This is a genomic window from Reyranella humidisoli, from assembly GCF_019039055.1.
GTDB lineage: Bacteria > Pseudomonadota > Alphaproteobacteria > Reyranellales > Reyranellaceae > Reyranella > Reyranella humidisoli.
Genome location: NZ_JAHOPB010000001.1, coordinates 2,158,626 through 2,173,783, shown reverse-complemented (window position 1 = coordinate 2,173,783; position 15,158 = coordinate 2,158,626). Strand labels below are relative to the sequence as shown.

18 protein-coding genes are annotated in these 15,158 nt (G+C 66.7%); 9 read left to right on the top strand and 9 right to left on the bottom strand.

The genetic code is table 11. The features are described from left to right. Nucleotides 1–255: 255 nt before the first annotated feature. Nucleotides 256–522 (top strand): usg protein, encoded by a 267-nt coding sequence (locus KQ910_RS10595; RefSeq protein WP_216959352.1) that lies wholly within the window; start codon nt 256–258, stop codon nt 520–522. Here the strand turns inward: KQ910_RS10595 and KQ910_RS10590 are convergent. Both KQ910_RS10590 and KQ910_RS10585 read right to left on the bottom strand, forming a co-directional pair. After that, entirely contained in the window at nt 505–1,479 is a 975-nt protein-coding gene (locus KQ910_RS10590) for an NAD(P)H-dependent flavin oxidoreductase (protein ID WP_216959350.1), read from the bottom strand. The two genes, KQ910_RS10595 and KQ910_RS10590, sit on opposite strands and share 18 nt — an antisense overlap. 89 nt (nt 1,480–1,568) lie before the next feature. Beyond that, nucleotides 1,569–2,195: a glutathione S-transferase family protein gene (locus tag KQ910_RS10585; protein WP_216959348.1), complete on the bottom strand. Its 627-nt coding sequence runs from the start codon at nt 2,193–2,195 to the stop codon at nt 1,569–1,571. Between the two features lie 73 nt (nt 2,196–2,268). On the opposite strand from KQ910_RS10585, the gene KQ910_RS10580 reads away from it, so the two are divergent. Beyond that, entirely contained in the window at nt 2,269–3,051 is a 783-nt protein-coding gene (locus KQ910_RS10580) for an HpcH/HpaI aldolase family protein (protein ID WP_216959345.1), read from the top strand. Between the two features lie 46 nt (nt 3,052–3,097). Here the strand turns inward: KQ910_RS10580 and KQ910_RS10575 are convergent, their stop codons facing one another. Continuing rightward, the gene (locus KQ910_RS10575; RefSeq protein WP_216959342.1) at nt 3,098–4,300 is read right to left on the bottom strand and encodes a cytochrome P450; all 1,203 of its coding nucleotides are present in this window, start codon (nt 4,298–4,300) and stop codon (nt 3,098–3,100) included. Between the two features lie 147 nt (nt 4,301–4,447). On the opposite strand from KQ910_RS10575, the gene KQ910_RS10570 reads away from it, so the two are divergent. From KQ910_RS10570 to KQ910_RS10560, 3 genes are read left to right on the top strand one after another with little or no spacing between them, the layout of a single operon-like run. Further along, a complete protein-coding gene (locus KQ910_RS10570; protein WP_216959339.1) occupies nt 4,448–6,373 on the top strand; it encodes a potassium transporter Kup in 1,926 nt (641 codons plus the stop codon). An 11-nt stretch (nt 6,374–6,384) separates the two neighbouring features. After that, nucleotides 6,385–7,083, top strand: a complete 699-nt coding sequence (locus KQ910_RS10565; protein ID WP_216959336.1) for an alpha/beta fold hydrolase — start codon at nt 6,385–6,387, stop codon at nt 7,081–7,083. Further along, nucleotides 7,080–7,481 (top strand): GNAT family N-acetyltransferase, encoded by a 402-nt coding sequence (locus KQ910_RS10560; RefSeq protein WP_216959333.1) that lies wholly within the window; start codon nt 7,080–7,082, stop codon nt 7,479–7,481. The genes KQ910_RS10565 and KQ910_RS10560 overlap by 4 nt, the downstream gene beginning before the upstream one ends. Before the next feature lie 6 nt (nt 7,482–7,487). Here KQ910_RS10560 and KQ910_RS10555 read toward each other — a convergent pair whose 3' ends face one another. Beyond that, nucleotides 7,488–8,177 carry a 5-formyltetrahydrofolate cyclo-ligase gene (locus KQ910_RS10555; RefSeq protein ID WP_216959329.1) on the bottom strand — a complete coding sequence of 230 codons (690 nt, stop codon included), beginning with the start codon at nt 8,175–8,177 and terminating at the stop codon, nt 7,488–7,490. A gap of 95 nt (nt 8,178–8,272) precedes the next feature. Next, on the bottom strand, nt 8,273–8,746 hold the full coding sequence (locus KQ910_RS10550) for an invasion associated locus B family protein (RefSeq protein WP_216959327.1): 474 nt from the start codon (nt 8,744–8,746) through the stop codon (nt 8,273–8,275). An 85-nt stretch (nt 8,747–8,831) separates the two neighbouring features. On the opposite strand from KQ910_RS10550, the gene KQ910_RS10545 reads away from it, so the two are divergent. The 3 genes from KQ910_RS10545 to KQ910_RS10535 all read left to right on the top strand — a co-directional run bounded on the left by KQ910_RS10545 (nt 8,832) and on the right by KQ910_RS10535 (nt 11,348). Further along, nucleotides 8,832–9,401, top strand: a complete 570-nt coding sequence (locus KQ910_RS10545; RefSeq protein WP_216959324.1) for an NADPH-dependent FMN reductase — start codon at nt 8,832–8,834, stop codon at nt 9,399–9,401. A gap of 84 nt (nt 9,402–9,485) precedes the next feature. Then, on the top strand, nt 9,486–10,697 hold the full coding sequence (locus KQ910_RS10540) for an MFS transporter (RefSeq protein WP_216959321.1): 1,212 nt from the start codon (nt 9,486–9,488) through the stop codon (nt 10,695–10,697). Between the two features lie 24 nt (nt 10,698–10,721). Further along, complete coding sequence (locus KQ910_RS10535) at nt 10,722–11,348, top strand: hypothetical protein (protein WP_216959319.1); 627 nt, start codon at nt 10,722–10,724, stop codon at nt 11,346–11,348. Here the strand turns inward: KQ910_RS10535 and KQ910_RS10530 are convergent, their stop codons facing one another. Continuing rightward, nucleotides 11,349–11,738, bottom strand: coding sequence for a c-type cytochrome (locus KQ910_RS10530; protein ID WP_229600377.1), 390 nt, complete (start codon nt 11,736–11,738; stop codon nt 11,349–11,351). It abuts the gene before it with no gap. Between the two features lie 46 nt (nt 11,739–11,784). Between KQ910_RS10530 and alkB the strand changes: the two genes are divergently transcribed. Continuing rightward, a complete protein-coding gene (gene alkB, locus KQ910_RS10525; RefSeq protein ID WP_216963761.1) occupies nt 11,785–12,426 on the top strand; it encodes a DNA oxidative demethylase AlkB in 642 nt (213 codons plus the stop codon). A gap of 148 nt (nt 12,427–12,574) precedes the next feature. Here alkB and KQ910_RS10520 read toward each other — a convergent pair whose 3' ends face one another. From KQ910_RS10520 to KQ910_RS10510, 3 genes are read right to left on the bottom strand one after another with little or no spacing between them, the layout of a single operon-like run. Continuing rightward, on the bottom strand, nt 12,575–13,546 hold the full coding sequence (locus KQ910_RS10520) for a Bug family tripartite tricarboxylate transporter substrate binding protein (RefSeq protein ID WP_216959316.1): 972 nt from the start codon (nt 13,544–13,546) through the stop codon (nt 12,575–12,577). A gap of 22 nt (nt 13,547–13,568) precedes the next feature. Then, nucleotides 13,569–14,000 (bottom strand): Zn-ribbon domain-containing OB-fold protein, encoded by a 432-nt coding sequence (locus KQ910_RS10515; RefSeq protein ID WP_216959313.1) that lies wholly within the window; start codon nt 13,998–14,000, stop codon nt 13,569–13,571. Beyond that, nucleotides 13,997–15,157, bottom strand: a complete 1,161-nt coding sequence (locus KQ910_RS10510; RefSeq protein ID WP_216959311.1) for a thiolase family protein — start codon at nt 15,155–15,157, stop codon at nt 13,997–13,999. Before KQ910_RS10510 ends, KQ910_RS10515 begins: the two co-directional genes overlap by 4 nt. Nucleotide 15,158: the final 1 nt, after the last annotated feature.

The window sequence follows — 15,158 nt, the reverse complement described above, 5'->3', positions numbered from 1 at the left end:
CCTGCGCAACCTGACGGCTGCGGCGAATACGTTGCTGTCAGCACTCTCAGACAGTGAGTGCCAATGGCGCAGGGGATTTAGGGTCGCCACCGGTCTGAGTCAAGGAGACTGGCGAAAGGTTCCCAAAGTCGCTTCGCACTGGCAGCAATCGGCACATACTGCTGCTAAGCATTTGATCTGGAACGATTTTTGCTGATTTCCTGGCGAGGTTGCGTGACTATTCCCGCAGCCGCACCAAGTCAAGGAGAGGCTAGGATGGACAGCAGTTTCGTTGCGCAGCTCAAGGATTACCGCATCACGACCGCCGAAATTCTCTACTGGATGCCCGACCACAATCACGTCCTGCAGAGTTTCGTCTGGCAGAATCTGGATCTGGCGCCCCGTTTCCCCGCCCTCACCAAGTTCCTCGATTTCTGGGAGAACAATCTCGACGGCAAGGTTCACCGGGTTCGCGTGGCCAACGCCCAGCTCGTGAAGCCGGCCGAATTCCGCTTCTCCTGCGGCCTATACGCCCTGCATTGACCGGCGTGCGGCGTCGTACTCGGAGGCGGTGCGCTCGATCAGCGCCGCCACCGGGGGGACGTCGCGAACCCCGGAAACCGAGTGACCCGCGCTCCAGATGTCCTTCCAGCGCTTGGCATCCGGCCGGTCCCGCTCGGCGGCGTTGATGTCCTTCGATATGTCGATCTTGCCGCGCACCGGCAGGTTGTCGGGATCGAGGCCGGCCGCGGCGATCGAGGGGCGCAGCATGTTGGTTTCGAGCCCGGTGAAGGCCCGGGTCAGAAGCACGTCGTCGAGACGGCTCGATACGAGCATTTCCTTGTAGGCGTCCTTGGCCAGGCTTTCGCGCGTGGCGATGAACCGGGTGCCCATGTAGGCGAGGTCGCAGCCCAGAGCCTGGGCAGCGGCCACGGCATGACCGTCGGCCATGCCGCCCGCCATCACGACGATGCCGTCCCAGAACTGACGCACCGCCCGCACGAAGGCGAAGGGATTGGCCCAGCCGGTCTGGCCGCCGGCACCGGCCGTCAGCAGCACCAGCCCGTCGACCCCGGCCGCCACCGCCTTCTCGGCGTGGCGCACCGAGGCGACGTCGGCCAGCACCAGGCAACCCGCATCCTTCAGCGGCTTCATCACCGGCTCGGGTGAACCGACCGAGGTGATGACGATCTCGGCCTTGTGACGAAGCACGGCCGCGAGGTCGTCGGGCACGCGCGGGTTGGAGCGGTGCACGATCAGGTTCGGACACCAGGGCACCGGCGCACGACCGTCGGCATCGGCGGCGCGCCTGGCGTCGTCGGCCATGCCTGCCAGCCAGACGTCGAGTTCCTCGACAGTGCGGCAGTTGGCGGTCGGGAAGGAACCCACGACACCGGCGCGGCAGGCCGCCGTCACAAGGGCGGGGCCGGAGACGAGGAACATCGGCGCCGCGATCAGCGGCAGGCGGAGGCGGTCACGAAGGGATGCAGGCAGGGACATGGCGCGAGCTTAGCTCAGCGCGGGGCGACACCGAAGATGCGCCATCGGACCGCCACGCGAACGCGGCGGTCCATGGATCGCAACCGGGATCAGGCGGCGGCCGTGAGGCCTTCCTGCTCCAGCACGCGCTGCACGGCCGGGCGGGCCTTCATGCGCTCGTAGTGGGCGGCGACGTTCTTGGGCAGCGGCATCTTCATGCGGGCCGCGGCCCAGAAGCTGACGTAGAACAGGGCGGCATCGGCCACCGAGAACTTGCCCGCCAGGTACTCCTTGCCTTCGAGCGCCTTGTCCATCAGCGCCAGGCCCTTCTCCATGATCTCCTTGCCGCGCGCCTTCACCTTGTCGTGGTCGGCCTCGGTCGGCGCGAAGTTGGCCGGACGGAACATGCGGCTGAAACCCTGCATGTGCATGGTCGACACGGCATAATCCATCGCTTCGAGCGCCGCGGCCTCGCCATCGGCATCGGACGGCAGCAGGCCGGCTTCGGGGTTCTTGCGGGCGAGCCACACGGCGATCGCGGGGAACTCCGTGAGCACGGAGCCGTCGTCGCGCTGCAGGGTCGGGACCTTCGACTTCGGATTGAGCTTCACGAAATCCGGGCCGTACTGCTCCTGCTTGGCGCCGTCGACCTTGTGCGCGTCGTAGGGCTTGCCGATTTCCTCGAGCAGCACGTGGATGCCGATCGAACAGGCGCCGGGCATGTAATAGAGCTTCATGATTCTCTCCCTAAAGCAGGTGATTGGTGGGGACGGTCCACGCTAGCATTGGGACCTTAAGGGGGAAACGATAATGGCAAGTAATGGACTGAGGGCACTCGTCGGCACCAAGCCCACGAAGATCGGGACCTTCCTGTTCGAGTTCGCCACGCCCGGCATCGGACAGATACTGAAGGCGGCCGGCGCCGATTTCGCCGTGCTCGACATGGAACATACCGGTTTCGGCTTCGATACCGTCCGCCAGGTCGTGCGCTACATGCAGGCCGCAAACCTGCCCATCGTGGTGCGCGTGCCGTCGCAGTCGCGTCACCACATCTCGCGCGCGCTCGACACCGGCGCCGACGGCGTGATGGTGCCGATCGTCTCGTCGGTCGAGCAGGCCAAGGCAGTCCTCGATGCGGCCAAATACTGGCCGGACGGCACGCGCGGCGTGGCGCTCGGCCTCGCGCACGAGCGCTTCGCGATGCGTTCCGAGCCACTGCTGCCGCGCTTCGCCGAACAGAACGCCCGCACCGCCATCATCCTGCAGGTCGAGGATCCGCGCGGCGCCGCGGCCGCCGACGAGATCGCCTCGATGCCGGGCGTCGACATGCTGTGGCTCGGCCACAACGACCTCAGCGTCGCGATGGGCGAACCTGGCGCCTTCGACCATCCCGACTTTCTCACCGCCGAGCAGGCGACGATCGCGGCCGCGAAGAAGCACGGCAAGTCCGCCGGCCGCCTCGCCGTCGATGCCAAACAGGCCGCCCAGTTCGTGAAGCTCGGCTACGACTTCGTCTCGATCGCGGGCGACGTCTGGCTGCTCCAGCAGGCTTTCGCTGCGGGCGTCGAGACGATCCGCAGTTCGTCGTCCTGACCCGAAAAATCTTCTCCTCCCCCGTTTGACGGGGGAGGAACGACTCTCACCTGATCCTGACCGGCAGCGAGCGGATGCCGCGGATGAAGTTGGAATAGAGGCGCACCGGCGGTCCCACGACCTCGATCTCGAGGTCGCGCTTCAGCAGCTCTTCCCACAGGATCCGGATCTGCATCTCGGCGAGGCGGTCGCCGACGCAGCGATGGATGCCGGCGCCGAACGACAGATGATGCCGTGCCTTCGGCCGGCCGACGACGAAACGCTCGGGCTCGTCGATCGCCGCCTCGTCGCGATTGCCCGAGACGTACCACATCACCACCTTGTCGCCGGCGCGGATCTGCTTGCCGGCGAGTTCGCAGTCCTTGCGCGCGGTGCGGCGCATGTGGATCACCGGCGTCGCCCAGCGGATCGTCTCCGACACGAGGCTCGGCATCAGCGCGGGATCGGCCTTCACCTTCTCGACCTCCCGCGGATTGTCGAGCATCGCCATCAGGCCCGAACTCATCGAGTTGCGGGTCGTGTCGTTGCCGCCCACGATCAGCAGCGCGAAGTTCCCGATGAACTCGCGCGTCGGCATGTTCTTCGTCGCCTCGCTGTGCGCCATCATCGAGATCAGGTCGAAGGTCGGCGGCTTCGCCACCCGCTCCTGCCACAGCGCCGCCATGGTCTCGGCCATGTTCCTGAGTTCGGCCATGCGCGCTTCGTTGGTCTTAACGATCGCATCCTCGGCCTCGATGTTGCAGATCGCCACGTCGGACCAGAAGGTGAGCTTGCGACGGTCCCCCTGCGGGAAGTCGAACAGTGTCGCCAGCATCATGGCGGTGAGTTCGGTCGAGACGCGGTCGGCCCAGTCGAAGGTCTCGCCGCGGGGCAGGCCGTCCAGCACCTGGGCGGTGCGCTGGCGGATCAGCCCCTCCATGTTGGCGAGGTTGGACGGCGCCACGATCGGCGCCACGGTCTTGCGCTGGGCGGTGTGGCGCGGCGGATCCATGCGGATGAAGTTGGGCAGTTCCTCGCCCTGGGGCTGGTCGGTGATCTGGATGCCGCCCAGTTCCGAGGCTGAGGAGAAGGTCGCCGGGTCGAGCTCGACCTTCGTTATGTCGGCATACCGGGTGACCGACCAATAAGGGCCGAACGGGCTCTCCGGATGGAAATGAACCGGGTCTTCCCGCCGCAAACGGGCGAAATGCGGCCCCCAATTATCCTCGCGGTAGAGCTGCGGCTGGCTGACATCGGCATGTTCTTGCATTGGGAGCCTCCCTATTCTCAAGGCCGCCTGTGGGGTGGTTCCAAGTCAAGCGCTTTCGTCGCAACGGCGCCTCATTTGGCTCGTTGACAGCGCCGGAGGCGGAGCGCAAACCCTCGCCGCGCCGCCGTCCAGGCGGCGTTCGATATCATGGCACCAGCCGAAACCAGCCAGTCCTCCTCCCGCGAACCCGCCACCAGCACCCCGCATGCCCCTCATCCGGCAGGCGCTGCACTGGTTGTCGGTGCGCTCGGCGTCGTGTTCGGCGACATTGGCACCAGCCCGCTCTACGCACTGCGCGAGACGTTTCTCCACGGCTCCGGAATGGCGCCGACGCCGGAGCATGTGCTGGGCGTGCTGTCGATGCTGTTCTGGGCGGTCACGCTCACCGTCACCATCAAGTACGTCGTGCTCATCATGCGCGCCGACAACAAGGGCGAAGGCGGCGTGCTGGCGCTGGCGACCCTGGCGACAAGGGGCCTGAGCGGCAAGGCACGCAAGACCCGCCGGGCCATCCTGGTGCTCGCCGTGATCGGACTGGCGCTGTTCTACGGCGACGCCATGATTACCCCGGCCGTCTCGGTGATGAGCGCCGTCGAGGGCCTGTCGGCCGCCGAGCCTGCGCTCACGCCCTTCGTCCTGCCGCTGTCGCTGATCATCCTGATCGGGCTGTTCGTGCTGCAGGCCCGCGGCACCGCCGACGTCGGCCGGCTGTTCGGCCCGGTCATGCTGGTCTGGTTCGTCGTGCTGGGCGTGTTGGGAGCCTGGCAGATCGCCAAGAACCCCTCGGTGCTCGAGGCCATCAACCCGATACATGCCTACTATCTCGTCACCGACCAGGGTTTCGGCATCTTCTGGGCGTTCGGCTCCATCGTTCTGGCCGTGACCGGCGCGGAAGCGCTGTATGCGGACATGGGCCATTTCGGCCGCAAGCCCATCCGGATCGGCTGGGTAGGCCTTGTGATGCCGGGCCTGCTGCTGAACTATTTCGGCCAGGGTGCGCTCATAATCGCGAACCCCGAGGTCGTCCGGCAGGTCTTCTTCGAGCTGGTTCCGAAGGACTACATCATCGTCCTGGTCATCCTCTCGACGCTGGCGGCGGTCATCGCCTCGCAGGCGGTCATCACCGGCGTCTTCTCGCTGACCCGCCAGGCCATCCAGCTCGGCTATCTGCCGCGTATGGAGATCCACCACACCTCCGATACCGCGATCGGCCAGATCTACATTCCGCGCGTGAACTGGCTGCTGATGTCGTGCGTCGTGGCCCTGGTCGTGGGCTTCGGCTCGTCGGGCGCGCTCGCCGGCGCATACGGCCTCGCCGTGACGGGCGCCATGCTCGTCGACGCCGCGCTCGCCATGGCCGTGGCCATCCTGGTCTGGCGCTGGTCCTGGCCGCTCGCCGCGGCGGTGTTCGGCTTCCTGGCCATTCCCGACCTCGCCTTCTTCATCGCCAACGCGCTGAAGATCCCCGACGGCGGCTGGCTGCCGATGATCGTGGCCGCGCTGATCTACTTCACCATCATGACCTGGCGGCGTGGCCGTCGACTGGTCGCCACGGAACTCAGCGAAGGCTCGCTGCCGCTCAAACAGTTCCTCGAGCGCATGGAACGCGCGCCGGACCGCGTCGCCGGCACCGCCGTCTTCCTGACCGCCGACGCCGGCCACACGCCGGCCGCCTTCCTGCACAACCTCAAGCACAACAAGGTCCTGCACGAGCGCATCATCATCCTGCAGGTCGACACGATGGACGTGCCCGTGGTGTCGGAAGCCAACAGGGTCGAGGTCGAGCGTCTCGGCAAGGGCTTCCACACCGTGATCGCCCATTACGGCTTCACCGAACAGCCCGACATCCCCGAGGCGCTGCGCGCCTGCCGGCCGCATGGCATCGCCTACGACGAGATGGAGACCTCGTTCTTCCTGGGCCGCGAGACCCTGGTGCCGTCGCAGCATTCCAGGCTCGGCCGCTGGCGCCGCGACTGGTTCATCTCGCTCTCCCATTCGGCCTCGGCCACCAAGACCTTCTTCCGTATCCCGCCCAACCGCGCTATCGAACTCGGCAACCAGATCCAGATCTGAGGCCGTACGCCATGCCGCGTTCTCCGCTCGTCCTGCTGCCGGGCCTGCTCAACACACGCCGCGTCTACGATCACCAGGTCGAGGCGCTGGCCGACATCGCCGATTTCACGATCCCCGAACTCTGGCACCACGAGACGATGGCGGCGATGGCCGAGGCGACGCTCGCCCTGGCGCCACCGACCTTCGCCCTCTGCGGCTTCTCGATGGGCGGCTACGTCGCGTTCGAGATCTTCCGCCGCGCGCCGCATAGGGTCGAACGCATCGCCCTGATGGACACCCAGGCCGGCCCCGATTCGCCCGAGACGGCAGCGCGCCGGCGCGGCTTCATCGAGCAGACCCGTATCGGCCGCTTCCATGGCGTGCATCCAACCCTGCTGCCGCAGCTCGTTCATCCCTCGCGCGCCGCCGACACGGCCGTCACGCAACCCCTGCTCGACATGGCGACCGAGGTGGGCGGCGACGGGTTCGTGCGCGAGCAGCAGGCCATCCTGGGCCGCGCCGACAGCCGTCCGCTGCTGGTCGACATCGAGGTGCCGGCGCTGGTCGTCGTCGGACGCCAGGACCTCGTCACGCCGCCGGCGCGCGCCGAGGAGATCGCCACCGACATCGCCAACGCGCGGCTCGTGGTGATCGAGGAGTGCGGACACATGGCGCCGCTGGAGAAACCGGCCGAGGTCTCGGCCGCCCTGAGGAGATGGTTGACGCAATGAACACGATCTACGCCCGCGAGGACGATCTCGGTGCAGACGAGTACATCGACGTGGTCGCCAAGTCGGGCCTGAACCGCCCGATCGGCGACCGGCCGCGTATCGAGCAGATGTTGAAGCAGGCCAACCTGATCCTGACCGCGCGCCAGGACGGCAAGCTGGTGGGCTTCGCGCGCTCGCTCACCGACTTCTGCTTCTGCTGCTATCTCTCCGACCTCGCGGTCGACAAGGCCTGCCAGGGGCAGGGCATCGGAAGGCGCCTGATCGAGATGACCCGCACCGAGGCGGGCGGCGCCAACACCACGACGCTGCTGCTCTCGGCCCCGACGGCGATGACGTACTACGAAGGCATCAAGATGCCCAAGGCGGACAACTGCTTCCTCTACCGCCGCCAGCAGTAGGGCCGGCTATCGGGTCGACACGCCGGCTTCCGTGACGATGGCGTCCGTCGGCACGTCGTAGGTCTGCGGATAGATGGTGCGGAGGGCGAGGCGCTCGTAGCCCACGCCCACGATGCGCGGGCGGCGCGGCAAGGCGGCCAGCGTGCGGTCGTAATAGCCGCCGCCATGTCCCAGCCGGTAACAGGCCGCGTCGTAGCCGACGACGGGCGCGATCACGACATCCGGCGTCACGAGCGTTCCTCCGGCTGGCACCGGAATGGTCCAGACACCGGGCCGGAGCGGCTCGCCGCGGCTCCAGGTGCGGAACTCCAACGGCGAGCGCGGGGCAACGACCACCGGCAGAGCCGCGATCGCGCCGCGCACCGAGAGTCCCTCGATCCAGAAACGCAGGTCGGGCTCACCGCGGAACGGCAGGTAGGCGGCAACGGTCTTCCCGGACAGATCCCCGAGCAACCGGTCGAGTTCACGGGCGATCCGGTCCGAGAGACCGCGCCTCTCCTCGGCCGGGATGGCCCGCCGCAACGCGACCAACCGCTCGCGCTCGACGGAGCGCCAACGCTTCAAATCCTGCTGCTGCCGGGGGTCCTGGTCGGACAACGCACCTGAAGCTGGATCGACGAGATGGATCATGCAGGCCGGCGAGCCGTAGTCGTCGTCCGGCCCGTCACGTCCTGCATCGTTGTCGTGGGCGATCATGCGATCACCGGGTTGGCGAGACTGATGTTGCCCGCGTGGCAAGAAAGCATGTGCGCCAGGTCGGCATGGTCTTGCCGTGGAAGGCGCCGCACATCTCAGGGACCGCGTTGGGCGGCGAGCGCCCTCTGCAACTGGGCATCGAAGCCGTTCAGCGTCTGGTCGAAGGGCCCGGCCTCCGTTCCCTGCAACTGGAGCTGCACCGTGATCCTGCGACCCGTGCGCATCTGCTGCAGCAGCTGGCCCGACTTGTAGTCGTCGAACTGGCAGATGCCCTGGCCGCAGGTGCTGGTCGAGATGAAGGGGTTCGAATCGACCTGGACGCTGGCCCGCACCCCCTGTCCGTCGCCGACGACGGAGAGCTTGTTGTAGGCCGCCGAGTAGCGCATCACGAGGAACTGGCCGAGCAGGCTGTTACCGTCGATCGTGGCCTGCACGCCGCAATCCTTGCCGCCCTCCATGGTGCAGGACGTCACCCACTTGTCGGGCGGCTGGTCCTGCGAGGCGGCCGGCAGCGAAAGGGTCAGGGCGGCGGCCGAAAGGCCGGCGGCCACGAGTGCGTATCGCTTCATCGGTCGCCTAGCTCCCGCGTTTGCCAATGTTTCAAGGGCCACCTATGTAGCGCCGCGGCCACACGCTGACAAAGGAACCCTTCGCATGTCCGAGACCCTGAAACTCGTCGCGTTCTGCGGCAGCCTGCGCAAGGCATCGCTCAATCGCCTGTCTCTTCAGGCCTTCGTCGAACGACTCCCCGCCGGCACCTCCTGCGAGACGATCGAGATCGGCGACTGGCCGCTCTATGACGCCGACGTCCAGGCCAAGGGCTTCCCCGACAAGGTGCAGGCCGCGCAGAAGGCCATGCTGGAGGCCGACGGCATCGTGCTGGTCAGCCCGGAATACAATTACGGAATCTCGGGCGTGCTGAAGAACGCGATCGACTGGCTGTCGCGCATGACGCCGCAGCCCTTCGCCGCCAAGCCGGTCGCGCTGTTCGGCGCCTCGATGGGCGTGCTCGGCACGGCGCGCGCACAGTACCAGCTTCGCCAGACGCTGGTGTTCCTCGACGGCCGTCCGGTCAACAAGCCCGAGGTCATGATCGCCCAGGCGCAGAACAAGTTCGCCGACGGCAAACTCACCGACGAGATGACGGGCAAGCTGCTCGGCGATCTCGGCGCCGCGCTGGCGCTCGCCTGCCGCCAGGCGAAGGCGGCCGCCGCCGTCAAATAGGTCGATCCAGCTTCCGGCAGGGACTGGCTGACCCTTCGGCCCACACCGAAGGAATGTCGACCGCGATCGTGTTAGCAAGGAGGGATGGCGTCGAGACTGCCCCTCCTCATCCTGCTGATCGCCGTCACTTGCCTCAGCCAGTTCTATCGCGTGTCGAACAGCGTGATCGCGCCCGAGCTGGTGCGCGACCTCGACCTCAGCGCGCGGCAGCTCGGCTGGGCCGGCAGCGCCTTCTTCTTCGCGCTGTTCGCGGTGCAGATACCGGTCGGCCTGTGGTTCGATCGGTTCGGCGCGCGCCGCACGGTGGCGGTCCTGTCGCTGCTGGCGATGCTGGGCTCGATCTGGATCGCGCGCGCCCCGGATGCCGCCGATCTCATCGCCGGCCGCACCATCGTGGGCGTCGGTTGCGCCGCCTCGTTCATGTCCGTCGTCTTCCTGTGCTCGCGCTGGTTCGAGCAGGCCAAGCTCGCCACGCGCCTCTCCTGGGTGTTCGCGGCCTCCAACATCGGCACGCTGGCGGCGGCGACGCCGCTCGCCTGGATCGCGGCGACGGTCGGATGGCGCGCCGGCTTCCTGGGTCTCGCCGCCGTCACCCTGCTGGTGGCCATCGGCTTCCTCGTCTTCGTACGCGACCGGCCGCCGGAGTATCGCGGCCCTGAAGCGGCCAAGGAGTCGCCCGGGCAGATCCTGCGTGGCCTCTGGGAAGTCTGGCGGACGCCCGGCCTCGGCCCCGTGCTGTCGATGCACTTCTTCGCCTACGCCACGATGCTCACCGTGCTCGGCGTGTGGGGCGGCCCCTATCTCTACGACGTGCACAAGCTCGACGGCGTGGCACGCGGCAACGTGCTGCTCGCCATGGGTGTCGCTCAGATCCTGGGCATCCTGGCCTACGGGCCGATGGATCGCGTCCTGCGCTCGCGCAAGCGCGTGGTGTTCTGCGGCGCGGCAATCTCGATGGTGCTGCTGGCGATCCTGGCGGCACTGCCCAACCCGCCACTTTGGCTCGCCGTGACGCTGCTGATCGCCTTCTGCTTCTTCTGCGCCTACGGCACGGTGATCGTGGCGCAGGGGCGTGCGTTGTTCCCCGACCGCCTGGCCGGCCGCGGCGTCACCACCGTCAACATGGCGCAGTGCCTGGGTCTCGCGGTGCTGCCCGCCCTCGCGGGTTACATCGTCGAGGCTTTCGGCGCCGGCGACACCGCCTATCGCTGGGTGTTCGGCATGCTCGCCGCCGGCCTCGCGCTCGGTTCGATCGCTTACGTTCGGGCACGCGACAGCTTCACGGCGCGCACGTAAGGTCAGCGCCCCACGGAGGCGCTCATGCTCGCATCGATGCTTCGCGTCACGGCCCTCGCTCTGGCGCTGCTCGTCACAGCCGCCGGCGGTGCGATTGGACAGAGCCAGCCGGAATCGTCGTCGTCGCAACGCGTGCCGGCGCCCGATCGCCACGCCGCCACGGGATTGAGCTTTCCACAGCAGATCGCCGGTGCGACCAGGTTCGGCTCCACGGATTTCGGGAAGACGGCGGGCAAGCCGGAGCTCGGCTATGGCTGGAATTACCGGATCGGCGACCAGCTCATTGCAACCGTCTATGTCTACGATCTCTCTATCAGGTCGATTCCCGACGGACCGTCGAGCCCGGTCGTCCAGCAGCAATTCCAGACGTCGCTGCAGGAAATCCACCAGCTCGCGAAATACAATCGCTACGAGGACATCAAGACGGCCAGAGGGCCTACCGACTGCACGATCGGCAGCCTGGTCTTCCGCTGCATCACCCTCTCCGCGATCCGCAGCGCCGACAGGAAGCCCGTCTACTCGGCGCTGATGCTGACCGGCTATCGCGACAACTTCCTGAAGCTGCGCCTCGACTGGCTGGAAGGCTCGGCCATCAGCCAGTCGATGGTCGACGGATTCACGCAGACCCTGGTCGGCGCGATGACGCGCTGACTATTTCGTCGCTTCCTTGAGATAGGCGACGAGGTCGGCAAGCTGGCCGGCATTCTTCACGCCGTTGTAGAGCATCTTGGTGCCCGGCACCTTGCCCTTGGGGTCGCGGCTGTATTCGGCGACCGTCGTATCGTCCCAGACGATACCCGAGTTCTTCATGGCGTCGGAAGACTCGTAGCCGCCGCCCGTGCCGGCTTTGCGGCCGAACAGGCCGTGCAGGTTGGGACCGGTGTGGCTCGTGCCGTCCTTCTCCACGGTGTGGCAGGCCTTGCACTGGGTGTTGAAGACGCGCTGCCCCTTCGAGGCTTCTCCGGATTGCGCGGCGGCAGGGCCACCCGCGGTCGCCATGCCGGCGACGATCACAGCGGCGGCAGTGATCCAATTGTTCATCACGCTACTCCTGATGTTCCGGCAAATGATGCCCTATATCTGGCCGATGAGGTTGAGCCTGTTCGACGCAGATGGCGGAAAGGAGGCGCTGGCGCCCGGCGCCACGGTGTTGCGCGGATTCGCACGAAAGCGTGATATCGCGCTGCTGGCCGCCATCGAGGATGTCGCGGCCCGGGCACCGTTCCGGCACATGGTGACGCCTGGCGGCTTCCAGATGTCGGTGGCGATGACCAATTGCGGCGCGGCCGGCTGGATCACCGATCGCTCCGGCTACCGCTATCAGGCGCACGACCCGCAAAGCGGGCTGCCGTGGCCCGCGCTGTCGCCTGCCTTCCTCTCGCTCGCCGATGAAGCCGCGACTGCGGCGGGCTTCGCGAACTTCGTGCCCGACGCCTGCCTGATCAACCGCTACGAGCCCGGCACGAAGCTGTCGCTGCACCAGGACAAGGACGAGGCCGATTACGACCATCCCATCGTCTCGGTATCCCTCGGCCTGCCCGCCACCTTCCAGTTCGGTGGACAGAAGCGCGCCGATCCCGTCCGGAAGGTCGCGCTGGAACATGGCGACGTGGTCGTCTGGGGCGGCCCGTCACGCCTGTTCCATCACGGCGTGCTGACATTGAAAAGCGGCGAGCATCCGCTGACCGGACGCCGCCGCTTCAACCTCACGCTCCGGAAAGCGCTTTGAGAGTCGCTTCTTCAATATCAACCTCACCCTGAGGAGCGCCCGCCGGGCGCGTCTCGAAGGGTGGGCCACGGCCTCGGTGTTGCCCACCCTTCGAGACGCACCGCTTCGCGGTGCTCCTCAGGGTGAGGTCTAAGTGGAGCCGGACGCCCTACTCCGGCTTGATGTTCTGTTCCTTGATCAGCTTCGTCCAGCGCTTCTCCTCCTTGTCGAGGAACGTCTTGAACTCGGCCGGTGTCGAGGCCCGGATTTCCACGCCCTGCGGCTTGAAGCGATCAATCATCTCGGGTTCGGCGGCGATCTTGGCGATCGCCTTCTGCAGCTTGTCGACGATCGCCTTGGGCGTGCCGGCCGGCACCACCATGCCCTGCCAGAACACGGCCTCGAAGTCGGGCAACCCGGCCGCTTCCACCACGGTCGGGATGTCGGGGAACGCGGGGGAGCGCTTGAGGCTCGAGATGGCGATGGCCCTGGTGCGGCCCGTCGCCAGCACCGGCTTGGCCTCGAGGGCGGCCGAGAACATCATCTGCGCCTGGCCCGAGGCCACGTCCTGGCCGGCCTGCGCGCCGCCCTTGTAGGGAACGTGCGTGATGTTGAGACCGGCCTGCGCCTTCAGCAGTTCGGCGGCGAGATGGTTGGTCGCGCCGATGCCAGAGCTTGCGATGTTGAACTTGCCGGGGTTGGCTTTCACGTAGGCGATCAGCTCGGCCATGTTCTTGGCCGGGAACTCCGAGTTGACGTGCAGGATGAAGGGCGTGAACGACATCAGCGACACGAGCTCGAAGCTCTTGTTGGGGTCGTACTGGACCTGGCCCGTGAGCGTCGGATTGATGATCAGCGACGTGCCGGCAGCATAGATCGTGTAGCCGTCGGGAGCGGCCTTGGCGACGAAGTTGGAGGCCACGGTGGTGGCAGCGCCGGCGCGGTTGTCGACGATGAACGGCTTGCCCAGTTCCGCCGAGAGCTTCTCGGCATAGACGCGGGCCACGGCGTCGTTCACGCCGCCCGGCGGATAGGGGACAACCAGCGAGACCGGCTTCTGCGGCCAGTCGGTCTGCGCCGAGGCGGCAAACGGCAGTACCAGCGCGGCGAGTGCCGACGCCACGAATACAGAACGCTTCATGATTTTTCCTCCCAGGATTTCTCTATTCGGCGACGAAAACGGGCAGCGTCACCTCTTTATTGACCGGCTCAAAGCCGAGCTTCACACGCAGCCCGATCTTCAGCGCCGCCTCGGGTACGCCGTGCAGCTGCGCGTTGACGCGCACGCCGGCATCCATGTCGACCAGCGCCACGATGTAGGGCGCCGATGCCTTGAAGAAGAAATTGAACGGATGATGGCACACCGTCCATGCGTAAAGGCTGCCGCCGAGCGGCGCTTCCTTGAACTCGCTCTCCATCGAGAAGCAGTGCGAGCAGACGGGCCGCGGATAGTGCCTGACCGTGCCGCAGGACGAGCAGTACTGCAGCAGGAAGCGGCCCTCGCGCATGCCGTCCCAGTAAGGCTGGCTCTCACGCGTCGGCGTCGGCAGCGGACGTTCGGGCGCAGGGGCGACCGGGGCGGGAGCCTGGCTCATGCTGCCCTCTTCAGGATCGCGATGGAACCGTCGCCCATGTCGCCGTAGCCGGTAACGAGGCCCAGCTCGGCGTCCTTCACCTGCGCCTTCCCGGCCTCGCGGCGAAGCTGACGCGTCAGCTCGATCACATGGTTTAGGCCGACCACATGGCCCTGACTCAATAGACCGCCATGGGTGTTGATCGGCAACTCGCCGCCCAGCGCGATGCGGCCGTCCATCACGAACGGACCGCCCTCGCCGGTCTTGCAGAAGCCCAGGATCTCGAGCTGGCGGATCACCGTGAAGGTGAAGCAGTCATAGATCTCGGCGACGTCGATGTCCTTCGGCCCGACGCCGGCCATCGCGAAGGCGCGCGGTGCCGACTTCACGAGGCCGAAGTCCAGTATGTCAGGCCGCTGCGCGATCGACGCGGGCGAATCGGGATGGCCCTCCGCCGTGCCGGCAATGGTGACGAGGGGCTTCTTCAGATCCCTTGCGCGATCGGTCGCGCTGATGATCACCGCCGCGCCGCCGTCGCTCTCCAGGCTGCAGTCGAACAGCCGGAACGGATCGGAGATCATGCGCGAGGCGTGATGATCCTCGACCGTCAGCGGCTTGTTCATCACCACGTTGCCGTTGAGGATCGCGTGCTGGCGCGTGACGACCGCCACTTCCGCCATCTGGCGCGCCGTCGTGCCATAGAGTTCCATGTGACGGCGCGCGCCCTGGGCGTAGAGCTGGGCCGGCGCGAACATGCCGATCGGCGCCTCGAACTCGTTCGCCTGCGCGAATACCGGGAATTGCTGCAGGCGGGTCGAGACGCGCTGGCCAGAATAACCTGTGCGGCCGACCGAGATCAGCACGTGCTTGCAGACGCCGGTTGTCACCGCCATCGCCGCCATCTGGATGGCGGCCACGCAGGTCGCCCCACCCATCGGAATGAAGGCCGACAGCGTCAGATCCTTCAGGCCGAGATTGGCGATGAAGTCCTCGGCGATCGCGCCACCCGGAAAGTACGGAATCACGCCGTCGACATCGCGCGGATTGATCCCCGCATCGTCGAGTGCCCTGAGACTGGCTTCCAGTTGCAGCGCGAGCCCGCTCTTGGACGTGCCGCGCGTGTATGCGGTCTCGCCAATGCCGCTCACCGCCGCCTTGTCGCGAAGCGGATGCACCATT

Bases quoted from the DNA above. Each gene is read 5' to 3' on its own strand.
- KQ910_RS10595 (WP_216959352.1), top strand. From the start codon at position 256: ATGGACAGCAGTTTCGTTGCGCAGCTCAAGGATTACCGCATCACGACC.
- KQ910_RS10590 (WP_216959350.1), bottom strand. From the start codon at position 1,479: ATGTCCCTGCCTGCATCCCTTCGTGACCGCCTCCGCCTGCCGCTGATC.
- KQ910_RS10585 (WP_216959348.1), bottom strand. From the start codon at position 2,195: ATGAAGCTCTATTACATGCCCGGCGCCTGTTCGATCGGCATCCACGTG.
- KQ910_RS10580 (WP_216959345.1), top strand. From the start codon at position 2,269: ATGGCAAGTAATGGACTGAGGGCACTCGTCGGCACCAAGCCCACGAAG.
- KQ910_RS10575 (WP_216959342.1), bottom strand. From the start codon at position 4,300: ATGCAAGAACATGCCGATGTCAGCCAGCCGCAGCTCTACCGCGAGGAT.
- KQ910_RS10570 (WP_216959339.1), top strand. From the start codon at position 4,448: ATGGCACCAGCCGAAACCAGCCAGTCCTCCTCCCGCGAACCCGCCACC.
- KQ910_RS10565 (WP_216959336.1), top strand. From the start codon at position 6,385: ATGCCGCGTTCTCCGCTCGTCCTGCTGCCGGGCCTGCTCAACACACGC.
- KQ910_RS10560 (WP_216959333.1), top strand. From the start codon at position 7,080: ATGAACACGATCTACGCCCGCGAGGACGATCTCGGTGCAGACGAGTAC.
- KQ910_RS10555 (WP_216959329.1), bottom strand. From the start codon at position 8,177: ATGATCGCCCACGACAACGATGCAGGACGTGACGGGCCGGACGACGAC.
- KQ910_RS10550 (WP_216959327.1), bottom strand. From the start codon at position 8,746: ATGAAGCGATACGCACTCGTGGCCGCCGGCCTTTCGGCCGCCGCCCTG.
- KQ910_RS10545 (WP_216959324.1), top strand. From the start codon at position 8,832: ATGTCCGAGACCCTGAAACTCGTCGCGTTCTGCGGCAGCCTGCGCAAG.
- KQ910_RS10540 (WP_216959321.1), top strand. From the start codon at position 9,486: ATGGCGTCGAGACTGCCCCTCCTCATCCTGCTGATCGCCGTCACTTGC.
- KQ910_RS10535 (WP_216959319.1), top strand. From the start codon at position 10,722: ATGCTCGCATCGATGCTTCGCGTCACGGCCCTCGCTCTGGCGCTGCTC.
- KQ910_RS10530 (WP_229600377.1), bottom strand. From the start codon at position 11,738: ATGAACAATTGGATCACTGCCGCCGCTGTGATCGTCGCCGGCATGGCG.
- alkB (WP_216963761.1), top strand. From the start codon at position 11,785: ATGAGGTTGAGCCTGTTCGACGCAGATGGCGGAAAGGAGGCGCTGGCG.
- KQ910_RS10520 (WP_216959316.1), bottom strand. From the start codon at position 13,546: ATGAAGCGTTCTGTATTCGTGGCGTCGGCACTCGCCGCGCTGGTACTG.
- KQ910_RS10515 (WP_216959313.1), bottom strand. From the start codon at position 14,000: ATGAGCCAGGCTCCCGCCCCGGTCGCCCCTGCGCCCGAACGTCCGCTG.
- KQ910_RS10510 (WP_216959311.1), bottom strand. From the start codon at position 15,157: ATGGTGCATCCGCTTCGCGACAAGGCGGCGGTGAGCGGCATTGGCGAG.